A 14,103-nucleotide genomic window follows, 5' to 3' on the forward strand; every position below is an offset into this window, starting at 1 on the left:
GGAACAGGGAAGACGGTGTCTGCCCGCGCTCATTCCACCCAGCTGAACCCGTCGCGTGCCAGCAGCGCGAACGACTCCGACGGTCCCCAGGACCCGGCCGCATACGGATGCGGCTTCTCGCCCAGGGTCGCCCAGCCGTCGATGATCGGATCGGCCCATTCCCAGGCCGCTTCCAGTTCGTCGCGGCGCATGAAGTGGGTCAGGCGGCCGCGCACGACGTCGATCAGCAGGCGCTCGTAAGCTTCGGCGCGGCGCTGCTGGAAGGCGGACTGCAGGTCGAGGTTCAGCGCCACCTGCTGCATCTGCATGCCGCTGCCCGGCTGCTTGGCCATGATCTGCAGCTTGATCGCTTCTTCCGGCTGCAGCTCGATCACGAGCCTATTCGCGACGCCGCCAGGGGCACCGGGGAAGAGCGGGAAGGGCGGATTCGCGAATTCGACCACGATCTTCGAGGAGCGGCGCGCCATGCGCTTGCCGGTGCGCAGATAGAAGGGCACCTTCGACCAGCGCCAGGTGTCGATGTGGGCGCGCAGGGCGACGAAGGTTTCGGTGCGGGTGTCTGGCGGGACGTTCTTCTCCTCCAGGTAGCCCGCGACTTCCTGGTTGCCGCTGACGCCGTGGCCGTACTGGCCGCGCACGGTGTCGCGCGCGATGTCGGCCAGGCTGAAGCGGCGCAGCGAGCGCAGCACCTTCAGCTTTTCGTCGCGCACCGCGTCCGGCGACAGCGAGGTCGGCGGCTCCATCGCCACGATGCACAGCAATTGGAGCAGGTGGTTCTGGACCATGTCGCGCATCGCACCGGTGCCGTCGTAGAAGCCGGCGCGGCTGCCGACGCCGACTTCCTCGGCCACGGTGATCTGCACGCTCGAGATGTTCGGTGCGCGCCAAATCGGTTCCAGGATCGAGTTCCCGAAGCGCAGCACCATCAGGTTCTGCACGGTCTCCTTGCCGAGGTAGTGGTCGATGCGGTAGATCTGCGACTCGGCGAAGTGCTTGCCGACCGCTTCATTGATCTCGATGGCCGAGGCGAGGTCGGTGCCGAGCGGCTTTTCCAGCACCACGCGCGCATTGGCGTCGACCAGGTTCGATGCCGCGAGCTTGTCGCAGATCGTGGTGAACAGCGAGGGCGCGGTCGACAGGTAGAACACGCGCTCCGCGCCCTGGCGCGAGGCCGCGGCCAGGCTTGAAAAATCGGGCGCGTTCTGCACGTCGAGCTCGACGTAGTGGAGTAGCTGCAGGAAGCCGTCCCAGGTCTTGTCGTTGAAGTTTCCCTTGGCGATGAAACCGCGTGAGTGCTGTTCCACATGCGCCAGGTAGGCTTCGCGGTCGATGTGCTGGCGGCCGGTGGACAGGATGCGGGTCGAGCCGGGAAGGTTGCCGTGCAGGTAAGCCATGTACAGCGCCGGCAGGAGCTTGCGCATGGCCAGGTCGCCCATGCCGCCGAAGATGGTCATGTCGAGGGGCAGGGCATTGTCGGGTGCGGATGCGGATGCGGATGCGTGGGTCATGGTCGGGTTCGAGCAGGTTTCGGTGGCGCTTACTATAGCCTAGATTGCAATGCACGATCGTCCCGTGGATCGGTTATGCTTTCGTCAATCGAACGACAATAACAGGGGACCCATGCAATCGACCATCCTGAACCGCCGCGACATCGACTTCCTGCTCCACGAATGGCTGAACGTCGAATCCTTGACCAGCCGCGAGCGCTACGCGGACCACAGCCGCGAGACATTCGACGCCGCGATCGACTCCGCCGAGCAGATCGCGACCGACCTGTTCGCCACGCACAACAAGAAGAGCGACGCCCAGGAGCCGCATTTCGATGGCGAGCGCGTGACGATCATCCCCGAGGTGAAGACCGCGCTCGACGCCTTCTGCGCGGCCGGTTTCATGGCGGCCGGCCAGGACTACGAGTACGAGGGGATGCAGCTGCCCTACGTGGTCGCCAAGGCGGCCACGGCGTATTTCACCGCCGCCAACGTGGCCACTTCCGCCTACACCTTCCTCACCATGGGCAACGCCAACACGCTGCTCAAGACGGCCACGCCGCGCCAGGTGGAGCGCTTCGTGCGCCCGCAGCTGGCCGGGCGCTTCTTCGGCACCATGTGCCTGTCCGAACCGCAAGCGGGCTCCAGCCTGTCCGACATCACGACCCGCGCCGAGCCCGACCCGGTCGAGGGACCCGAGGGTGAGCGCCAGTACCGCCTGCGCGGCAACAAGATGTGGATCTCGGCCGGCGAGCATGAACTCAGCGAAAACATCGTGCACCTGGTGCTGGCCAAGATTCCCGGCCCCGACGGCAAGCTGATTCCCGGTGTGAAGGGCATTTCGCTCTTCATCGTGCCGAAGTATCTCGTCAACGAGGATGGCTCCATCGGCGAGCGCAACGACATCGCGCTGGCGGGCCTGAACCACAAGATGGGCAACCGCGGCACCACCAATTGCCTGCTGAATTTCGGCGAGGGCAGGTTCAAGCCCGCAGGGAAGGCCGGCGCCATCGGCTACCTGGTCGGCGAGCCGCACAAGGGCCTGGCCAACATGTTCCACATGATGAACGAGGCGCGCATCGGCGTCGGCCTGGGCGCCACCGTGCTCGGGGCGACCGGCTACCTGCACGCCCTCGACTATGCGCGCAATCGCCCGCAGGGCCGCCACCCGGCCGAGAAGGACCCGGCCAAGCCCCAGGTCGCGATCATCGAGCACACCGACGTGCGCCGCATGCTGCTGGCCCAGAAGGCGTATACCGAGGGCGCGCTGGCGCTGATCATGTACTGCGCGCGCCTGGTCGACGAACAGAAGACCGGCGAGTCGCCCGACGCCCAGGCCCGTGCCGGCATGTTGCTCGACTTCCTGACCCCGATCGCCAAGTCCTGGCCCTCGCAGTGGTGTACCGAGGCCAACTCGCTGGCGATCCAGGTCCACGGCGGCTACGGTTACACCCGGGAATACAATGTCGAGCAGTTCTACCGCGACAACCGCCTGAACCCGATCCACGAAGGCACGCACGGCATCCACGGGCTCGACCTGTTGGGACGCAAGGTGTCGATCCAGCAGGGCGCCCTGTTCAAGGCCGTGAGCGAGGAAGTGGCCGGCACGATCGGGAAGGCACGCGCGGCCGATTCCTCCGACCTGGCGGCGTATGCCGGCCAACTGGAAGCGCTGTGGCAGCGCATCGGCCAGGTCACACAGGTGCTGTACGGCGCCGGCGACATGAACAAGACCCTGGCCAACGCCAGCCTCTACCTGGAAGCGGTCGGCCACGTCGTGATCGCCTGGATGTGGCTGGAACAGGCCCTCGTCGCGGCGCGGAACGGCGATGACGATTTCTACCGCGGCAAGCTGCAGGCCTGCCGCTACTTCTTCAACTGGGAACTGCCGAAGTCGGCCCAGCAGTTCGACCTGCTGGAGACGATCGACACGACCACCCTCGATATGCAGGACGCGTGGTTCTGATGGCGCAAGAGTTCGTCCTGACCCTGAACGACATCGACATCGGCGCGCGCCTGGTGGAGGCGCTGGTGCACCACGTGCGCAAGAATGGCGCGCAGCCGATCGGCTACGCCGAGCTGCTGGAACTCGGACGCTTCCTCGATCCGAAAGACGCGGCCATGGACCGCGCCGAGGTGCTCGGCATCGGAGCCAAGCTGCGCTTCGTCTCAAGCTTCTGCGCCGCGCACGGCTATCCGGACCTGGCGCGCCTGGCCGTGCATGCCGCGACGCAGCGGCCAAGCCCGGACAGCGCGGATTGGGAAGCCGAGCGCCGCGCACTGGCCGGCTTCGACTGGTCGCCGGTGGCGGGAACGCTGCCCGCCTACGTGGAAGTGGCGCGCACCGCGGTGCCGGTTCGCTTCAAGCCGCGCAACGAGCGCCCGGCGGAGGTGTCCTGGTACGCCTACTTCTGCGCGCACCGCGAGGCCTGCAAGAACATCACCTCGGGCGACAAGAAGGAAGTCGTCAACCTGGTAATGGCGGGGCTCGACCCGGAGACGGCGCTGCGGCGCTTCCTGGCGGCGAAGGCCGCGTTCGAGGGGGCCGTGCCATGATGGGCATGGGCCTGATGTTCGCGCTGCTCGTCGTGTTGCTGGTCATCTGGGTGCTGCGCCGGAATGCGCAGGACCGCGACACCTTCGAAAAGGAGCTCGAGGACGAGCTGCGCGAGGACGGCGACACGGCCGACTGAGGCGGGGCCTTGGCCCGGCTGTTCCATTTCTTCGCGTTTCAGTCCCGCATTTCGACAGTTCGTCGCGCGGCCCGGGCGGGCGCCTGATGACGGGGTTACTGTTAAGCATCACATAACAGGATAAGCCCTATGAAGCTCCGTGCCTTTCTCGTTCTCCTCGTCGTCGCCGGCAGTGCCCAGGCGGCCGTTTCTACGTCCGCCTCGTCGGGTCTGATTCCCGAGGCGGGTCCGCATGCCGTCGGCCTGCGCATCGTGCAGCAGTACGACTACAGCCGCGTACTCGAACCGCAGGTCGACGCCTTCGGGAAGGCGGCGCCCGCCGCGCCGGGGCGACCGATGCAGACCCTGGTCTGGTATCCGGCCAAGCGCACGAGCGCCGCGCCGATGCTGGTGGCCGACTATCGCCAGGCCAGCCTGAGCGACACCGATTTCTCCGCGCCGGCCGCCGCGACGGCGCAACAGCGCGCGGCCTGGCTGGCAGGACCGCAAAAGGCGGTCTACGGCGCGGCCACCCTGGCCGTGCGCAACGCGCCCGCCGTGGACGGGCGCTTCCCGGTGGTGATCTACGCCCCCAGCTTCGCCTCCTTCGCGCACGAAAACCTGGACCTGTGCGAATACCTCGCCAGTCAGGGCTACGTCGTGATCGCCAGCCGCAGCCTGGGTGCGCGCACGCCAGTCATGACCGACGACATCGACGGCATCGAGGCGCAGGCGGCCGACATCGCCTTCCTTGCCAACTATGCGCAGACGCTGCCGCAGGCCGACGTCAGCAAGATGGCGGCCGCCGGCTTCAGCTGGGGCGGCATGGCCAACGTGTTCGCGGCCGCGCGTTCGAACCGGATCAAGGCGCTGGTGAGCCTGGACGGCTCGATCCGCTTCCATCCGAAGATCTGGGGCGCCGCCACCTACGTGCGGCCGGCGCGCACCGCCGTGCCGATGCTGTTCCTGGGCGCCCGCGCGCCGACGGCTGAAAGGATGGAGCGTGACGACAAGCTCGGCGCCAGCTACCTCAACACCATGAAATATTCGGACGTCTACGTCACGACCGCGCCCCCGATGACGCACTCGGACTTCGCCTCCTGGCAGCTGCGCTTCTCGCCGGACGCCGCTTTCGGCGACTACCGGCGTGACGAGGTGCTGCAGGCTTACCGCAGTGTTGCCCTGTACACGCACCGCTTCCTGGATGCCTATCTGAAGGAAGACGCCGCCGCGCAGGCCTTCCTGAAAGTGTCGCCGGCGCAGCATGGCATCCGCCCGCAGACCCTGTCGATGGAGTTTCAGCCTGCCGGCGCGGTGCTCCTCGGCGAAGGCGACTTCCTGCGCGCCTTCGCACAACGCGGATACAAGGATGCGCAGGCGATCTACGCCGATATGTCCGCGCGCTCGCCCGACTTCAGGCTCAGTCCCGTGAACCTGAACAGGCTGGGCTACCAGCTGCTGGGCGCGAAGAACGCGCACGCCGCGGTACAGCTGTTCAAGCTGGCCACCCATATCGAACCGAAGTACGGCAATGCCTTCGACAGCGAGGGCGAGGCCTACGAGGCGCTCGGCGAAACGGCGCTGGCGATCGCGGCCTACGAAAAGGCGGTCGCCGTGGACAAGAAGCAGATCAACGCCATGGGCCGGATCAAGGCGCTGCGCGCCGGTGCGGCAAAGTAAGCGAAGAAACCCGCTTTCAATAATTAAACAGTGCTACTGTCGCTGTTTTCATCACACGAGGACGAACATGTTCAAGAAACTCGCGGCGGAAGCGCTGGGCATCAGCGATATCGGCGTCATCGTCGGGCCGGCCGACTACAGCAAGGTCGATGCCGACGACTACCTGTTCAACGAAGACGGCGAGCAGATCTTCTTCCTCATCAAGAGCAAGAAGGACGAGTACTGCTTCACCAACCTGGCCCTGATCCACGTCGACGGCGACTCCGCCGTGTCGTCCAAGCGCACCATCAAGCGCTACGACTATTCGTCGCACCAGATTTCCGGCGTCAGCATCGAGACCGCCGGCACGCTGGACATGGACATCGAGCTCAAATTCAGGATGGACAACACGGCCTTCTCGATCGACATCAAGAAGTCCTACATCGAACAACTGAAGGACATCTACAAGGCCCTGATCACGATCGGCAAACAGCAGCAGCGCGATGCCGTCTCGCGCGAGAACGCCCTACGCACGCTGGATGCGACGGCGTCGGTACACAAGCTGAATATCGCACCCGGCGAGGGTGGCCTGGTGACCCAGTTCAACGACCTGCTCAAGGCGCTGAACACGGCCATGTTCGACACGCACACCAGGCGCGATTTCAGCGAGGTGTTCGCGAAGTACATCCACAACTAAGCGAACGTCTGGACAGGGCCGGATCGTGGTGACGCCGGCCCAAATCAGTTAATGACCCAGTAGCCGCAGACTGCGCTCCCATTCGTCGCGCCACGGGTTCAGAAATTCATGCGCCGCGAACGCCCGCGACAGCCCGCGTAGCGGCACCCGGTACACGTCGTGCAGCCCGAGCGCCAGCACCACCGGATTCCAGACGATCTTCGATTTCGCCTTCTTGGTGCTGGCCTTGATGCGCGCGCCGTCGTCGCCGAAGATGCCGCCGCCACCCGTCAGCGCCGTGTCGAGGTTCATTTTCACCAGCGGCGCGAAGGCGGCCAGCGCCTGTTCCTTGTAGATGCCGGCCGTTGATTCGGCGGCCGCCTTCGGCTCGGGCTGCGGCTGGGACGCGCGCTCGAGAAGCTTGACCAGCTTTTCCAGGTCCTTCTTCTGGAAACGCAGCTCGTGCAGCTGGCGCCGGAAGCCCGGCTCGGGCAGGCGCGCGACGATTTTGTAGGCGTCCTTGGTGATTGTGATCAGCACGTCCTCGCTGCCGGCAGCCAGGCGCGCCGTGTCGCCCTCGTAGAAGATCGGCGCGGCGTAGCCGCCGTTGGCGTCGCCGAACAGCTCCGGATAGTTGGCGTCGTAGTCGAGCCAGACATAGGGCGTGACCTCATGTTCGATCAGGCGCGCCAGGGTCCAAGGCGTGCCGGTGTTCGCTTCCAGCCAGTCGCAGGCTTGTTCGAGGGTGGCGCGGTAGGGCAGGATGGTGATGGTCATTGAATTGCTTTCAGCCGGCGCAGCTGCGCGGCTTGGTAAAGTCGATTAAGCGTCATTGAAGCTGGCCCTTCGCAACAGTTATGATCACTGCTTCAGCCGGCGCAGCTGCGCGGCTTGGTAAAGTCGATTAAGCGTCATTGAAGCTGGCCCTTCGCAACAGTTATGATCACTGCTTCAGCCGGCGAAGCTGCGCGGCTTGGTAGGCGCCGAAGGCGTCGTTGAAGAGGCAGCGGATCAGGGGATCGTCGACCAGTTCGGCCGTTTCCAGGTCGGATTCAAGCGTGTCGTCGAAGCGGGTATCGTTGATCCGCATGTACATCGAGGTCAGGGACTCGCCCAGTTCAAGGCCGGCATACAGTTTCGCGGCCGGGATCTCGGTGGTCCAGCCGAGCGGGCCGGCGCTCGGCGCCACCGCTTCGATGCTGTCGCCCTGCACCCGATAGTGCCAGTGTGTGCCGTCGCCCGCGTGGTCGAACACGGACAGGCGCCAGATGCGGGGCTGCTCGAAATAGCTGTCCTCGGGCAGTTCCATGCTGCGGTAGCGCGCCAAAAGGCCGGTGCGGCAAAAGGCGGCCACGCGTTCGGCCTCCTCGGCGTTCAAGGGCGCGAAATGCCGCGCGATGTCGCCGGTCGCCGGCGGCGGCAAGGCCGGATCGTAGTCGTAGTCGACATCCTGGTCGCCGAGCGGCACGACCCAGTCCAGCGCAGGGGCCGGCGCGAGGCCATCCGCATCCAGGCGCAGCGACACGCCCGGATTCATGCGCACCACGCGCGCGTCCGGCAGCGCCGCTTCGACCTCCTGGGCGAACTGGCGGTAGGTGATCGGGAAGAAGGCCCGGTTGTACCAGGACCAGGGCTCCTGCAGGAACTGGCAGGAACTCGGCACGACGTAGCGTGGGTTCAGCACGCGCAGCTGGGCTAGCCACTCCTCGGGCAGAGATGGCGGCGCCGGCGTGGCGCGCGAGGGCGACAGCACCTCGATCTCGCGCATGGTCTGGAAGGGCCACAGGACCATGTCCCAGGGACCGTAAGACGCGAGCGCCGGCAGCGTGTCCGGATCGATCCAGGAATCGACCACGTTCAGTACCTTCAACCCGACCGCCTCGACCTGGAACATCGAGTCGACTTCCTCGTCCATCGCGATGCGCGGCGTGACCGTGAACGGCCCGACCTGCACAGGTACGTCGAGCGCCAGGGGCCGCACGTTGGTGAAGCCGAGCGCGCGCACCATGTCGAACAGTTCGTCGAAGACGCAGTAGAGGTGGATGGGCGTCGCGCGATCCAGCAGGTCCAGGCTCTCGAGCGAGCAGTGGTCGTCGTGGAAGTGCGAGATGAAGACGGCATCGAAGCGCTGCGCGCGAATCCGCTCTTCGTCGAAGCGAACCGGCGGGAAAGCATGGCAGTTGCGGCTGAAGGGATTCTCGAAGATGGGGTCGAAGGCGATGCGCGTGCCCTCGCATTCGAAGAGGTAGCCGGCGTGGAGAATCCGGGAAATCTGAAGCGGCATAAAAGCGTGGTGATGTGGGGCAGGGCCTGGCCCTGCCAATCCATCATGCTAACACGCGGCCAGCCTTCAGCTGAACAGGCCGTCGTCCGAGCCGCCGTCGAAGTTGTCGCCGGCGAAGTCGTCATTGCCCAGGCCGGGGTCGTCGAGCAGGCTGGCCGAGTCGTGGTCGGTGTTGCTGTCGCCGAGCAAGTTGTTCGAGCTGTCGTCCGCCCCGGCGCTGCGCTCGTAATCGGCGATCGGATCGCGCAAGGAGGCAAAGCCCTCGTCGTTGCCGAGGAAGCCGTTGCCGTCGTGGTTGCCGTGGCCGAGCAGGTTGCCGAGACCCTGGAACAGGAAGGCGCCGGCTGCCACGCCTGCCGCCGTCGAGGCGATGTTGCCGAGCGCGCCACCCATGCCGCCGCCCATCCCGCCGCCGCGGAAGAAGCCGCCGAGCCGGCTGGACACCGGCGGCTGCTGGTAGGGCTGCTGGTACTGTTGCTGCGGATAAGGCTGCTGTTGGCCGCCATAAGCCTGGGCCGGCTGGCCGCGCCCGGCGCTGTTGCCCCAGGCATTCGGGTCAAGGAAGCCGCCGGATTGCGATCCGCCTTGCAGCTGTTGCTGCAGCCGCGCGATCTCGGCCTTGGCATTGTCGAGCGCCTGCTGTTGCAGGAGCGCGCGCTGCACGAGCAGGTAGGCGGCGTCCGGCTGGTAAGCCACGGCCTTCTGGATCATGGCCTCGGCCTCGGGATCTTTCGGCAGGCCGCGCGCCTGCACGAGCTGGTTCAGGAAATCCTGCAACAGTTGGGAATCTTGCGGACTCATGAAAAAACCCTCCACAGTGGTCAATATGGAACCATTGTGGAGGGTTTCGAAAATTGCGGGCGCGCGCCCGCAGTCGCTTAGAACGCCGCGATACCCGTCTGGGCTCGGCCCAGGATCAGCGCATGGATGTCATGCGTGCCCTCATAAGTATTCACGACTTCCAGGTTGACCATGTGACGGATGATGCCGAACTCGTCCGAAATACCGTTACCGCCGAGCATGTCACGCGCCGTACGGGCCACGTCCAGCGCCTTGCCGCAGGAATTACGCTTCATCATCGAAGTGATCTCGACAGCGGCGGTTCCCTCGTCCTTCATGCGGCCCAGGCGCAGGCAGCCCTGCAGGCCGAGCGTGATTTCGGTCTGCATGTCGGCCAGCTTCTTCTGCACCAGCTGGTTCGCCGCCAGCGGCTTGCCGAACTGCTTGCGGTCCAGCGTGTACTGGCGTGCGGTATGCCAGCAGGCTTCCGCGGCGCCCAGCGCGCCCCAGGCGATGCCGTAGCGGGCCGAATTCAGGCAGGTGAACGGGCCTTTCAGGCCGCGCACGTCCGGGAAGGCGTTTTCTTCCGGGCAGAACACGTTGTCCATGACGATTTCGCCGGTGACGGAGGAACGCAGGCCGAACTTGCCGTGAATCGCTGGAGCGCTCAGACCTTCCCAGCCTTTTTCCAGGACAAAACCGCGGATCGCGCCTTCGTCATCCTTGGCCCAGACGACGAACACGTCGGCCACCGGCGAATTGGTGATCCACATCTTCGAACCGGTCAGCGCGTAACCGCCGTCGACCTTGCGGGCGCGGGTGACCATCGACCCTGGATCGGAACCGTGGTTCGGCTCCGTGAGACCGAAGCAGCCGATCCACTCGCCGGTCGCCAGCTTCGGCAGGTATTTCTGCTTTGTGGCTTCGTTGCCGAACTCGTGGATCGGCACCATCACCAGGGACGACTGCACGCTCGCCATCGAGCGGTAGCCGGAGTCGACGCGCTCGATTTCGCGCGCGATCAGGCCGTAGGCCACGTAGTTCAGGCCCGGGCCGCCGTATTGTTCAGGGATGGTCGGTCCCAGCAGGCCGAGTTCGCCCATCTCGCGGAAGATCGAGGTGTCCATCTGCTCGTGGCGGAAGGCTTCGAGGATGCGCGGTTGCAGCTTGTCCTGGCAGTAGGAAGCCGCCGCATCGCGGATCATGCGTTCGTCGTCGGTGAGCTGGCTGTTCAGGAGCAGGGGATCGTCCCAGTGGAAAGCGGCTTTGGTCATGATGGTCTCTTTAGTAATAGGTAATCAACGTGCGAAGTAGAGGTCGTGCAGGTGGTCGAGGCTGACCTCGGATGCGGCCTGCGACAAGACGACTTTCCCGCTCTGCATCAGGTAAACGTGGTCGGCGACACCGACCGCGCGCTGGGTGTTCTGTTCCACCAGCACGATGGTACGCCCGTCGCCTTTGAGGCGCCCGAGGATCTCGAACAATTCGTTCACCATCACCGGCGCCAGGCCGAGCGAAGGTTCGTCGATGATCAAGAGTTTCGGGTCGCTCATCAGGCCGCGCGCCATCGCCAGCATCTGCGCCTCGCCGCCCGAGAGCGAACCGGCCAGTTGCTTGCGGCGTTCGCGCAGGCGCGGGAACATCACGTACGACTTTTCCAGGTTGGCGGCCGCGTTGGCCCGGTGCTGCGGCGCGAACGCGCCCATCATCAGGTTTTCCTCGACCGTCATGTCGCGAAAGACCATGCGGCCTTCCGGAATCATGGCCATCGAGACCAGGTTCATGTCCCATGTCGCGGTGCCGTTGAGCGGCTTGCCGTTCAGCGTGATCGAACCCTGGTCCACCGGCACCAGGCCCATGATGGCGCGCAGCAGCGTGGTCTTGCCGGCGCCGTTGGGGCCGATGATGGTGGTCAGCTTGCCCGGCTGGACGCTGAGGGACAGGTCCCACAGCACGTTGATCGCGCCATAGCCGGCGCGCAGGTTGCTAATCTCAAGCATGGTCCGCTCCCGTGTAGCTCTTCACCACCTCCGGATTGCTGAACACTTCCGCAGGCGTGCCTTCGGCGATCAGCTGGCCGAAGTTCAGCACCGCCACCCGTTCGCACAGGTTGCTGATGGTCTCGATGTCGTGCTCGATGATGCAGATGCCGACCCGGAACTGCTCGTGCAGGCCCTTCAGCATCTTCATGAAATTGCGCTTGCCGTTGGTCTCCAGGCCCGCCAGCACTTCATCGAGCAGCAGCAGCTTCGGGTCGGTGGACAGGGCTTTCGCCACTTCCAGCGCCTTCAGTTCCGTCAGCGCGAGACCCGTGGAGGCGTCGCGCTCGGCCTTCGCGGTTAGGCCGGTGAAGGCCAGGATCTCGTCGATCCGCTTCTCGTCCAGGCGTCCGGTACCGAAGCGCTGCGACACCTGCAGGTTCTGGCGCACCGTCAGCTCGTGCATCGGCTGCGGGATCTGGAAGGTGCGGCCGATGCCCATGCGGGCGCGCTGGTACATCGGCGCCTTCAGGACGTCGATGCCGTCGAAGACGATGCGGCCGGCGGTCGGGCGCACCAGGCCCGAGATCGCATTGAACAGCGTGGTCTTGCCGGCGCCGTTCGCGCCGACCAGGCCGACGACGTCGCCGGTGCCGATGTTCAGGCTGACGTCGTTCACGGCGGTGAGGCCGCCGAAGCGCACGGTCACGTTTTCAAGCTGTAGCATCTTTTTTCCTCATGAACTTCTTCACCAGACCGAACAGGCCGTCGGGACTCGCGATGATCATCGCCACCAGCACCACGCCCAGCACCAGCTGGTGACCGGTCGGCATCAGGTTCTTCACGAACAGCTGGTCGACCAGGTAGACCACGACCGCGCCTACCAGCGGTCCGGTGATCGTGCGATAGCCGCCGAAGATCGCCGCGACGATCGGGATCGTCACCCAGCCGGCGCTGAACGCGTAGTCCGGCTCCAGGAAGTTGATGTAGTGGGCGTTGAAGGCGCCGACCACCCCGCACATGAAGGCCGACACCAGCAGCATCAGCCCCTTCAGCAGGGTGTTGTTGACACCGACCACGCGCGTCGCATCCTCGCTGTCGTGCATGGCGCGCAGGGCCAGGCCGTGCGGGCTGCGGCGGATCGCATCGTAGGCCCCGGCGAACAGCAGCACGATGGTCAGGATCACCAGGTAGTTGCCGACCTTGGAGCTGAAGTCGTAGCCGAACAGTTCAGGCAAACGCGGGATGCTGGCGATGCCGCCCGAACCGCCCGTCACCGACTGCCACTCGGTGGCCAGGATGCGGAAGATGTGGGCGTAGGCCAGGATGGCCAGCGCAAAATAGGGACCGCGCAGGCGCAGCACCGGCAGCATCACGATGGCCGCGACCACCGCGCCGACGCCGCCCAGCACCACGCCGAGGAAGACCGGCACCCCGTGCTGCATCGACAGCACGGCCGAGGTATAGGCGCCGACGCCGAAGAAGGCCGCGTGGCCGAAGCTCACCATGCCGCCCAGGTTGCCCAGCAGGGCCCAGGACAGGGCGATGCCGCCGATGACGAGCGAGGCGATTACCAGGCTCATGACGTAGGCGTTCGCGCCCAGCAGGAGCGGTACGCCGATGTAGGCGGCCGCCAGGATTACGATGAGGAGTTTATTGGTTTTCATCCGCGCCTCTTGGTCGCACCGAACAGGCCATTCGGCATTACAAACAGAACGAGCAGGAACAGGCCCATGCCGGCCAGTTCTTGCAGGGCCGAGCTGGCCAGGGTCACCGTCAGCGACTCGGCGATGCCGAGCAGGACCGCGCCGATCAGCACGCCGGGGATCGAGCCGATGCCCGCCAGGACCGTGATGATGAAGGCCTTCACCGTCAGCACGCTGCCGGTGGCCGGGGTGATGGTGCCGTAGCTGAACAGGGCGACGCCGGCAAAGGCGGCCAGGATGCCCGCCACCAGGAAGGAGACCAGTTCGGTGCGGCCCGGGTTGATGCCCATGAGCTTGGCGGCGTCGCGGTTGCTGGAGACGGCGCGCACGGCGCGGCCATACCAGCTGCGCGAGAGCCACCACCAGAGGGCCACGATCAGCACGATCGACACGCCGAAGAACAGCACTTCGCTGCGCATGCTGTAAAGCTCGCCGACGACGAAGGCTTCCTGCATCCAGCTCGAGCTGGTGGCGCGCACGTCGGCGCTCCAGATCATCAGGACCAGGTTGGTCAGGATCACGCCCACGCCATAGGTGAGGGTGAGGGAATTGATTTCGCGGTTGGTCTTGATCTTGCCAACCACGAAGTAGAGGAGGGCGGAGGTGAGGCACACGATCACCACCGCGATCGGAATCGCCATCGCGGGATTCCAGCCCATTCTCGTTTCGACCGTGTAGGCGATGTAGGCCGCCAGCAGCACCAGCTCGCCGTGGGCCAGATTGATCACCTTCATGGCGCCGAACACCAGCGCCAGTCCCAGGGCGATCAGCGCATACGAGCCGCCCTGCAGCAGGCCCGAATACACGGCCTGCATTATTAATTCCGTCATGTCTGCATTCCAGTTGAGTTCATGCGGGGG

14 protein-coding genes are annotated in these 14,103 nt (G+C 65.3%); 5 read left to right on the top strand and 9 right to left on the bottom strand.

What is annotated here, in order from left to right:
* Window positions 1-29: 29 nt before the first annotated feature.
* Window positions 30-1,508 (bottom strand): glucose-6-phosphate dehydrogenase, encoded by a 1,479-nt coding sequence (zwf, locus tag C2862_RS05960; RefSeq protein ID WP_168710011.1) that lies wholly within the window; start codon window positions 1,506-1,508, stop codon window positions 30-32.
* 112 nt (window positions 1,509-1,620) lie between these two features.
* Here zwf and C2862_RS05965 point away from each other — a divergent pair, with 112 nt between their 5' ends.
* The 5 genes from C2862_RS05965 to C2862_RS05980 all read left to right on the top strand — a co-directional run bounded on the left by C2862_RS05965 (window position 1,621) and on the right by C2862_RS05980 (window position 6,515).
* Entirely contained in the window at window positions 1,621-3,453 is a 1,833-nt protein-coding gene (locus C2862_RS05965) for an acyl-CoA dehydrogenase (protein WP_136219192.1), read from the top strand.
* Entirely contained in the window at window positions 3,453-4,043 is a 591-nt protein-coding gene (locus C2862_RS05970) for a hypothetical protein (protein WP_136219193.1), read from the top strand. Before C2862_RS05965 ends, C2862_RS05970 begins: the two co-directional genes overlap by 1 nt.
* Window positions 4,040-4,180 (top strand): hypothetical protein, encoded by a 141-nt coding sequence (locus C2862_RS25205; RefSeq protein ID WP_168710012.1) that lies wholly within the window; start codon window positions 4,040-4,042, stop codon window positions 4,178-4,180. Before C2862_RS05970 ends, C2862_RS25205 begins: the two co-directional genes overlap by 4 nt.
* A gap of 129 nt (window positions 4,181-4,309) precedes the next feature.
* Entirely contained in the window at window positions 4,310-5,839 is a 1,530-nt protein-coding gene (locus tag C2862_RS05975; RefSeq protein ID WP_136219194.1) for a dienelactone hydrolase family protein, read from the top strand.
* Window positions 5,840-5,906: 67 nt separating this feature from the next.
* Entirely contained in the window at window positions 5,907-6,515 is a 609-nt protein-coding gene (locus C2862_RS05980) for a PH domain-containing protein (RefSeq protein WP_136219195.1), read from the top strand.
* Window positions 6,516-6,563: 48 nt separating this feature from the next.
* Here the strand turns inward: C2862_RS05980 and C2862_RS05985 are convergent, their stop codons facing one another.
* The 8 genes from C2862_RS05985 to C2862_RS06020 all read right to left on the bottom strand — a co-directional run bounded on the left by C2862_RS05985 (window position 6,564) and on the right by C2862_RS06020 (window position 14,073).
* On the bottom strand, window positions 6,564-7,271 hold the full coding sequence (locus C2862_RS05985; RefSeq protein WP_136219196.1) for a hypothetical protein: 708 nt from the start codon (window positions 7,269-7,271) through the stop codon (window positions 6,564-6,566).
* A 166-nt stretch (window positions 7,272-7,437) separates the two neighbouring features.
* The gene (locus tag C2862_RS05990; RefSeq protein WP_136219197.1) at window positions 7,438-8,778 is read right to left on the bottom strand and encodes an MBL fold metallo-hydrolase; all 1,341 of its coding nucleotides are present in this window, start codon (window positions 8,776-8,778) and stop codon (window positions 7,438-7,440) included.
* A 66-nt stretch (window positions 8,779-8,844) separates the two neighbouring features.
* A complete protein-coding gene (locus C2862_RS05995) occupies window positions 8,845-9,579 on the bottom strand; it encodes a DUF2076 domain-containing protein (protein WP_136219198.1) in 735 nt (244 codons plus the stop codon).
* Between the two features lie 77 nt (window positions 9,580-9,656).
* The gene (locus tag C2862_RS06000; RefSeq protein WP_210735898.1) at window positions 9,657-10,832 is read right to left on the bottom strand and encodes an acyl-CoA dehydrogenase; all 1,176 of its coding nucleotides are present in this window, start codon (window positions 10,830-10,832) and stop codon (window positions 9,657-9,659) included.
* A 24-nt stretch (window positions 10,833-10,856) separates the two neighbouring features.
* Window positions 10,857-11,558 (bottom strand): ABC transporter ATP-binding protein, encoded by a 702-nt coding sequence (locus C2862_RS06005; protein ID WP_136219200.1) that lies wholly within the window; start codon window positions 11,556-11,558, stop codon window positions 10,857-10,859.
* Window positions 11,551-12,264 carry an ABC transporter ATP-binding protein gene (locus C2862_RS06010; RefSeq protein WP_136219201.1) on the bottom strand — a complete coding sequence of 238 codons (714 nt, stop codon included), beginning with the start codon at window positions 12,262-12,264 and terminating at the stop codon, window positions 11,551-11,553. Before C2862_RS06010 ends, C2862_RS06005 begins: the two co-directional genes overlap by 8 nt.
* Complete coding sequence (locus C2862_RS06015) at window positions 12,251-13,204, bottom strand: branched-chain amino acid ABC transporter permease (protein ID WP_136219202.1); 954 nt, start codon at window positions 13,202-13,204, stop codon at window positions 12,251-12,253. Before C2862_RS06015 ends, C2862_RS06010 begins: the two co-directional genes overlap by 14 nt.
* Window positions 13,201-14,073, bottom strand: a complete 873-nt coding sequence (locus C2862_RS06020; RefSeq protein WP_136219203.1) for a branched-chain amino acid ABC transporter permease — start codon at window positions 14,071-14,073, stop codon at window positions 13,201-13,203. The genes C2862_RS06015 and C2862_RS06020 overlap by 4 nt, the downstream gene beginning before the upstream one ends.
* Between the last annotated feature and the right edge of the window lie 30 nt (window positions 14,074-14,103).

Origin of the sequence: Massilia sp. Mn16-1_5, assembly GCF_004798585.1 — a bacterium.
Classification (GTDB): Bacteria; Pseudomonadota; Gammaproteobacteria; order Burkholderiales; family Burkholderiaceae_D; genus Telluria.

Coding starts and splice junctions, on each gene's coding strand:
- zwf (WP_168710011.1), bottom strand. CDS start 1,508: ATGACCCACGCATCCGCATCCGCATCCGCACCCGACAATGCCCTGCCC.
- C2862_RS05965 (WP_136219192.1), top strand. CDS start 1,621: ATGCAATCGACCATCCTGAACCGCCGCGACATCGACTTCCTGCTCCAC.
- C2862_RS05970 (WP_136219193.1), top strand. CDS start 3,453: ATGGCGCAAGAGTTCGTCCTGACCCTGAACGACATCGACATCGGCGCG.
- C2862_RS25205 (WP_168710012.1), top strand. CDS start 4,040: ATGATGGGCATGGGCCTGATGTTCGCGCTGCTCGTCGTGTTGCTGGTC.
- C2862_RS05975 (WP_136219194.1), top strand. CDS start 4,310: ATGAAGCTCCGTGCCTTTCTCGTTCTCCTCGTCGTCGCCGGCAGTGCC.
- C2862_RS05980 (WP_136219195.1), top strand. CDS start 5,907: ATGTTCAAGAAACTCGCGGCGGAAGCGCTGGGCATCAGCGATATCGGC.
- C2862_RS05985 (WP_136219196.1), bottom strand. CDS start 7,271: ATGACCATCACCATCCTGCCCTACCGCGCCACCCTCGAACAAGCCTGC.
- C2862_RS05990 (WP_136219197.1), bottom strand. CDS start 8,778: ATGCCGCTTCAGATTTCCCGGATTCTCCACGCCGGCTACCTCTTCGAA.
- C2862_RS05995 (WP_136219198.1), bottom strand. CDS start 9,579: ATGAGTCCGCAAGATTCCCAACTGTTGCAGGATTTCCTGAACCAGCTC.
- C2862_RS06000 (WP_210735898.1), bottom strand. CDS start 10,832: ATGACCAAAGCCGCTTTCCACTGGGACGATCCCCTGCTCCTGAACAGC.
- C2862_RS06005 (WP_136219200.1), bottom strand. CDS start 11,558: ATGCTTGAGATTAGCAACCTGCGCGCCGGCTATGGCGCGATCAACGTG.
- C2862_RS06010 (WP_136219201.1), bottom strand. CDS start 12,264: ATGCTACAGCTTGAAAACGTGACCGTGCGCTTCGGCGGCCTCACCGCC.
- C2862_RS06015 (WP_136219202.1), bottom strand. CDS start 13,204: ATGAAAACCAATAAACTCCTCATCGTAATCCTGGCGGCCGCCTACATC.
- C2862_RS06020 (WP_136219203.1), bottom strand. CDS start 14,073: ATGACGGAATTAATAATGCAGGCCGTGTATTCGGGCCTGCTGCAGGGC.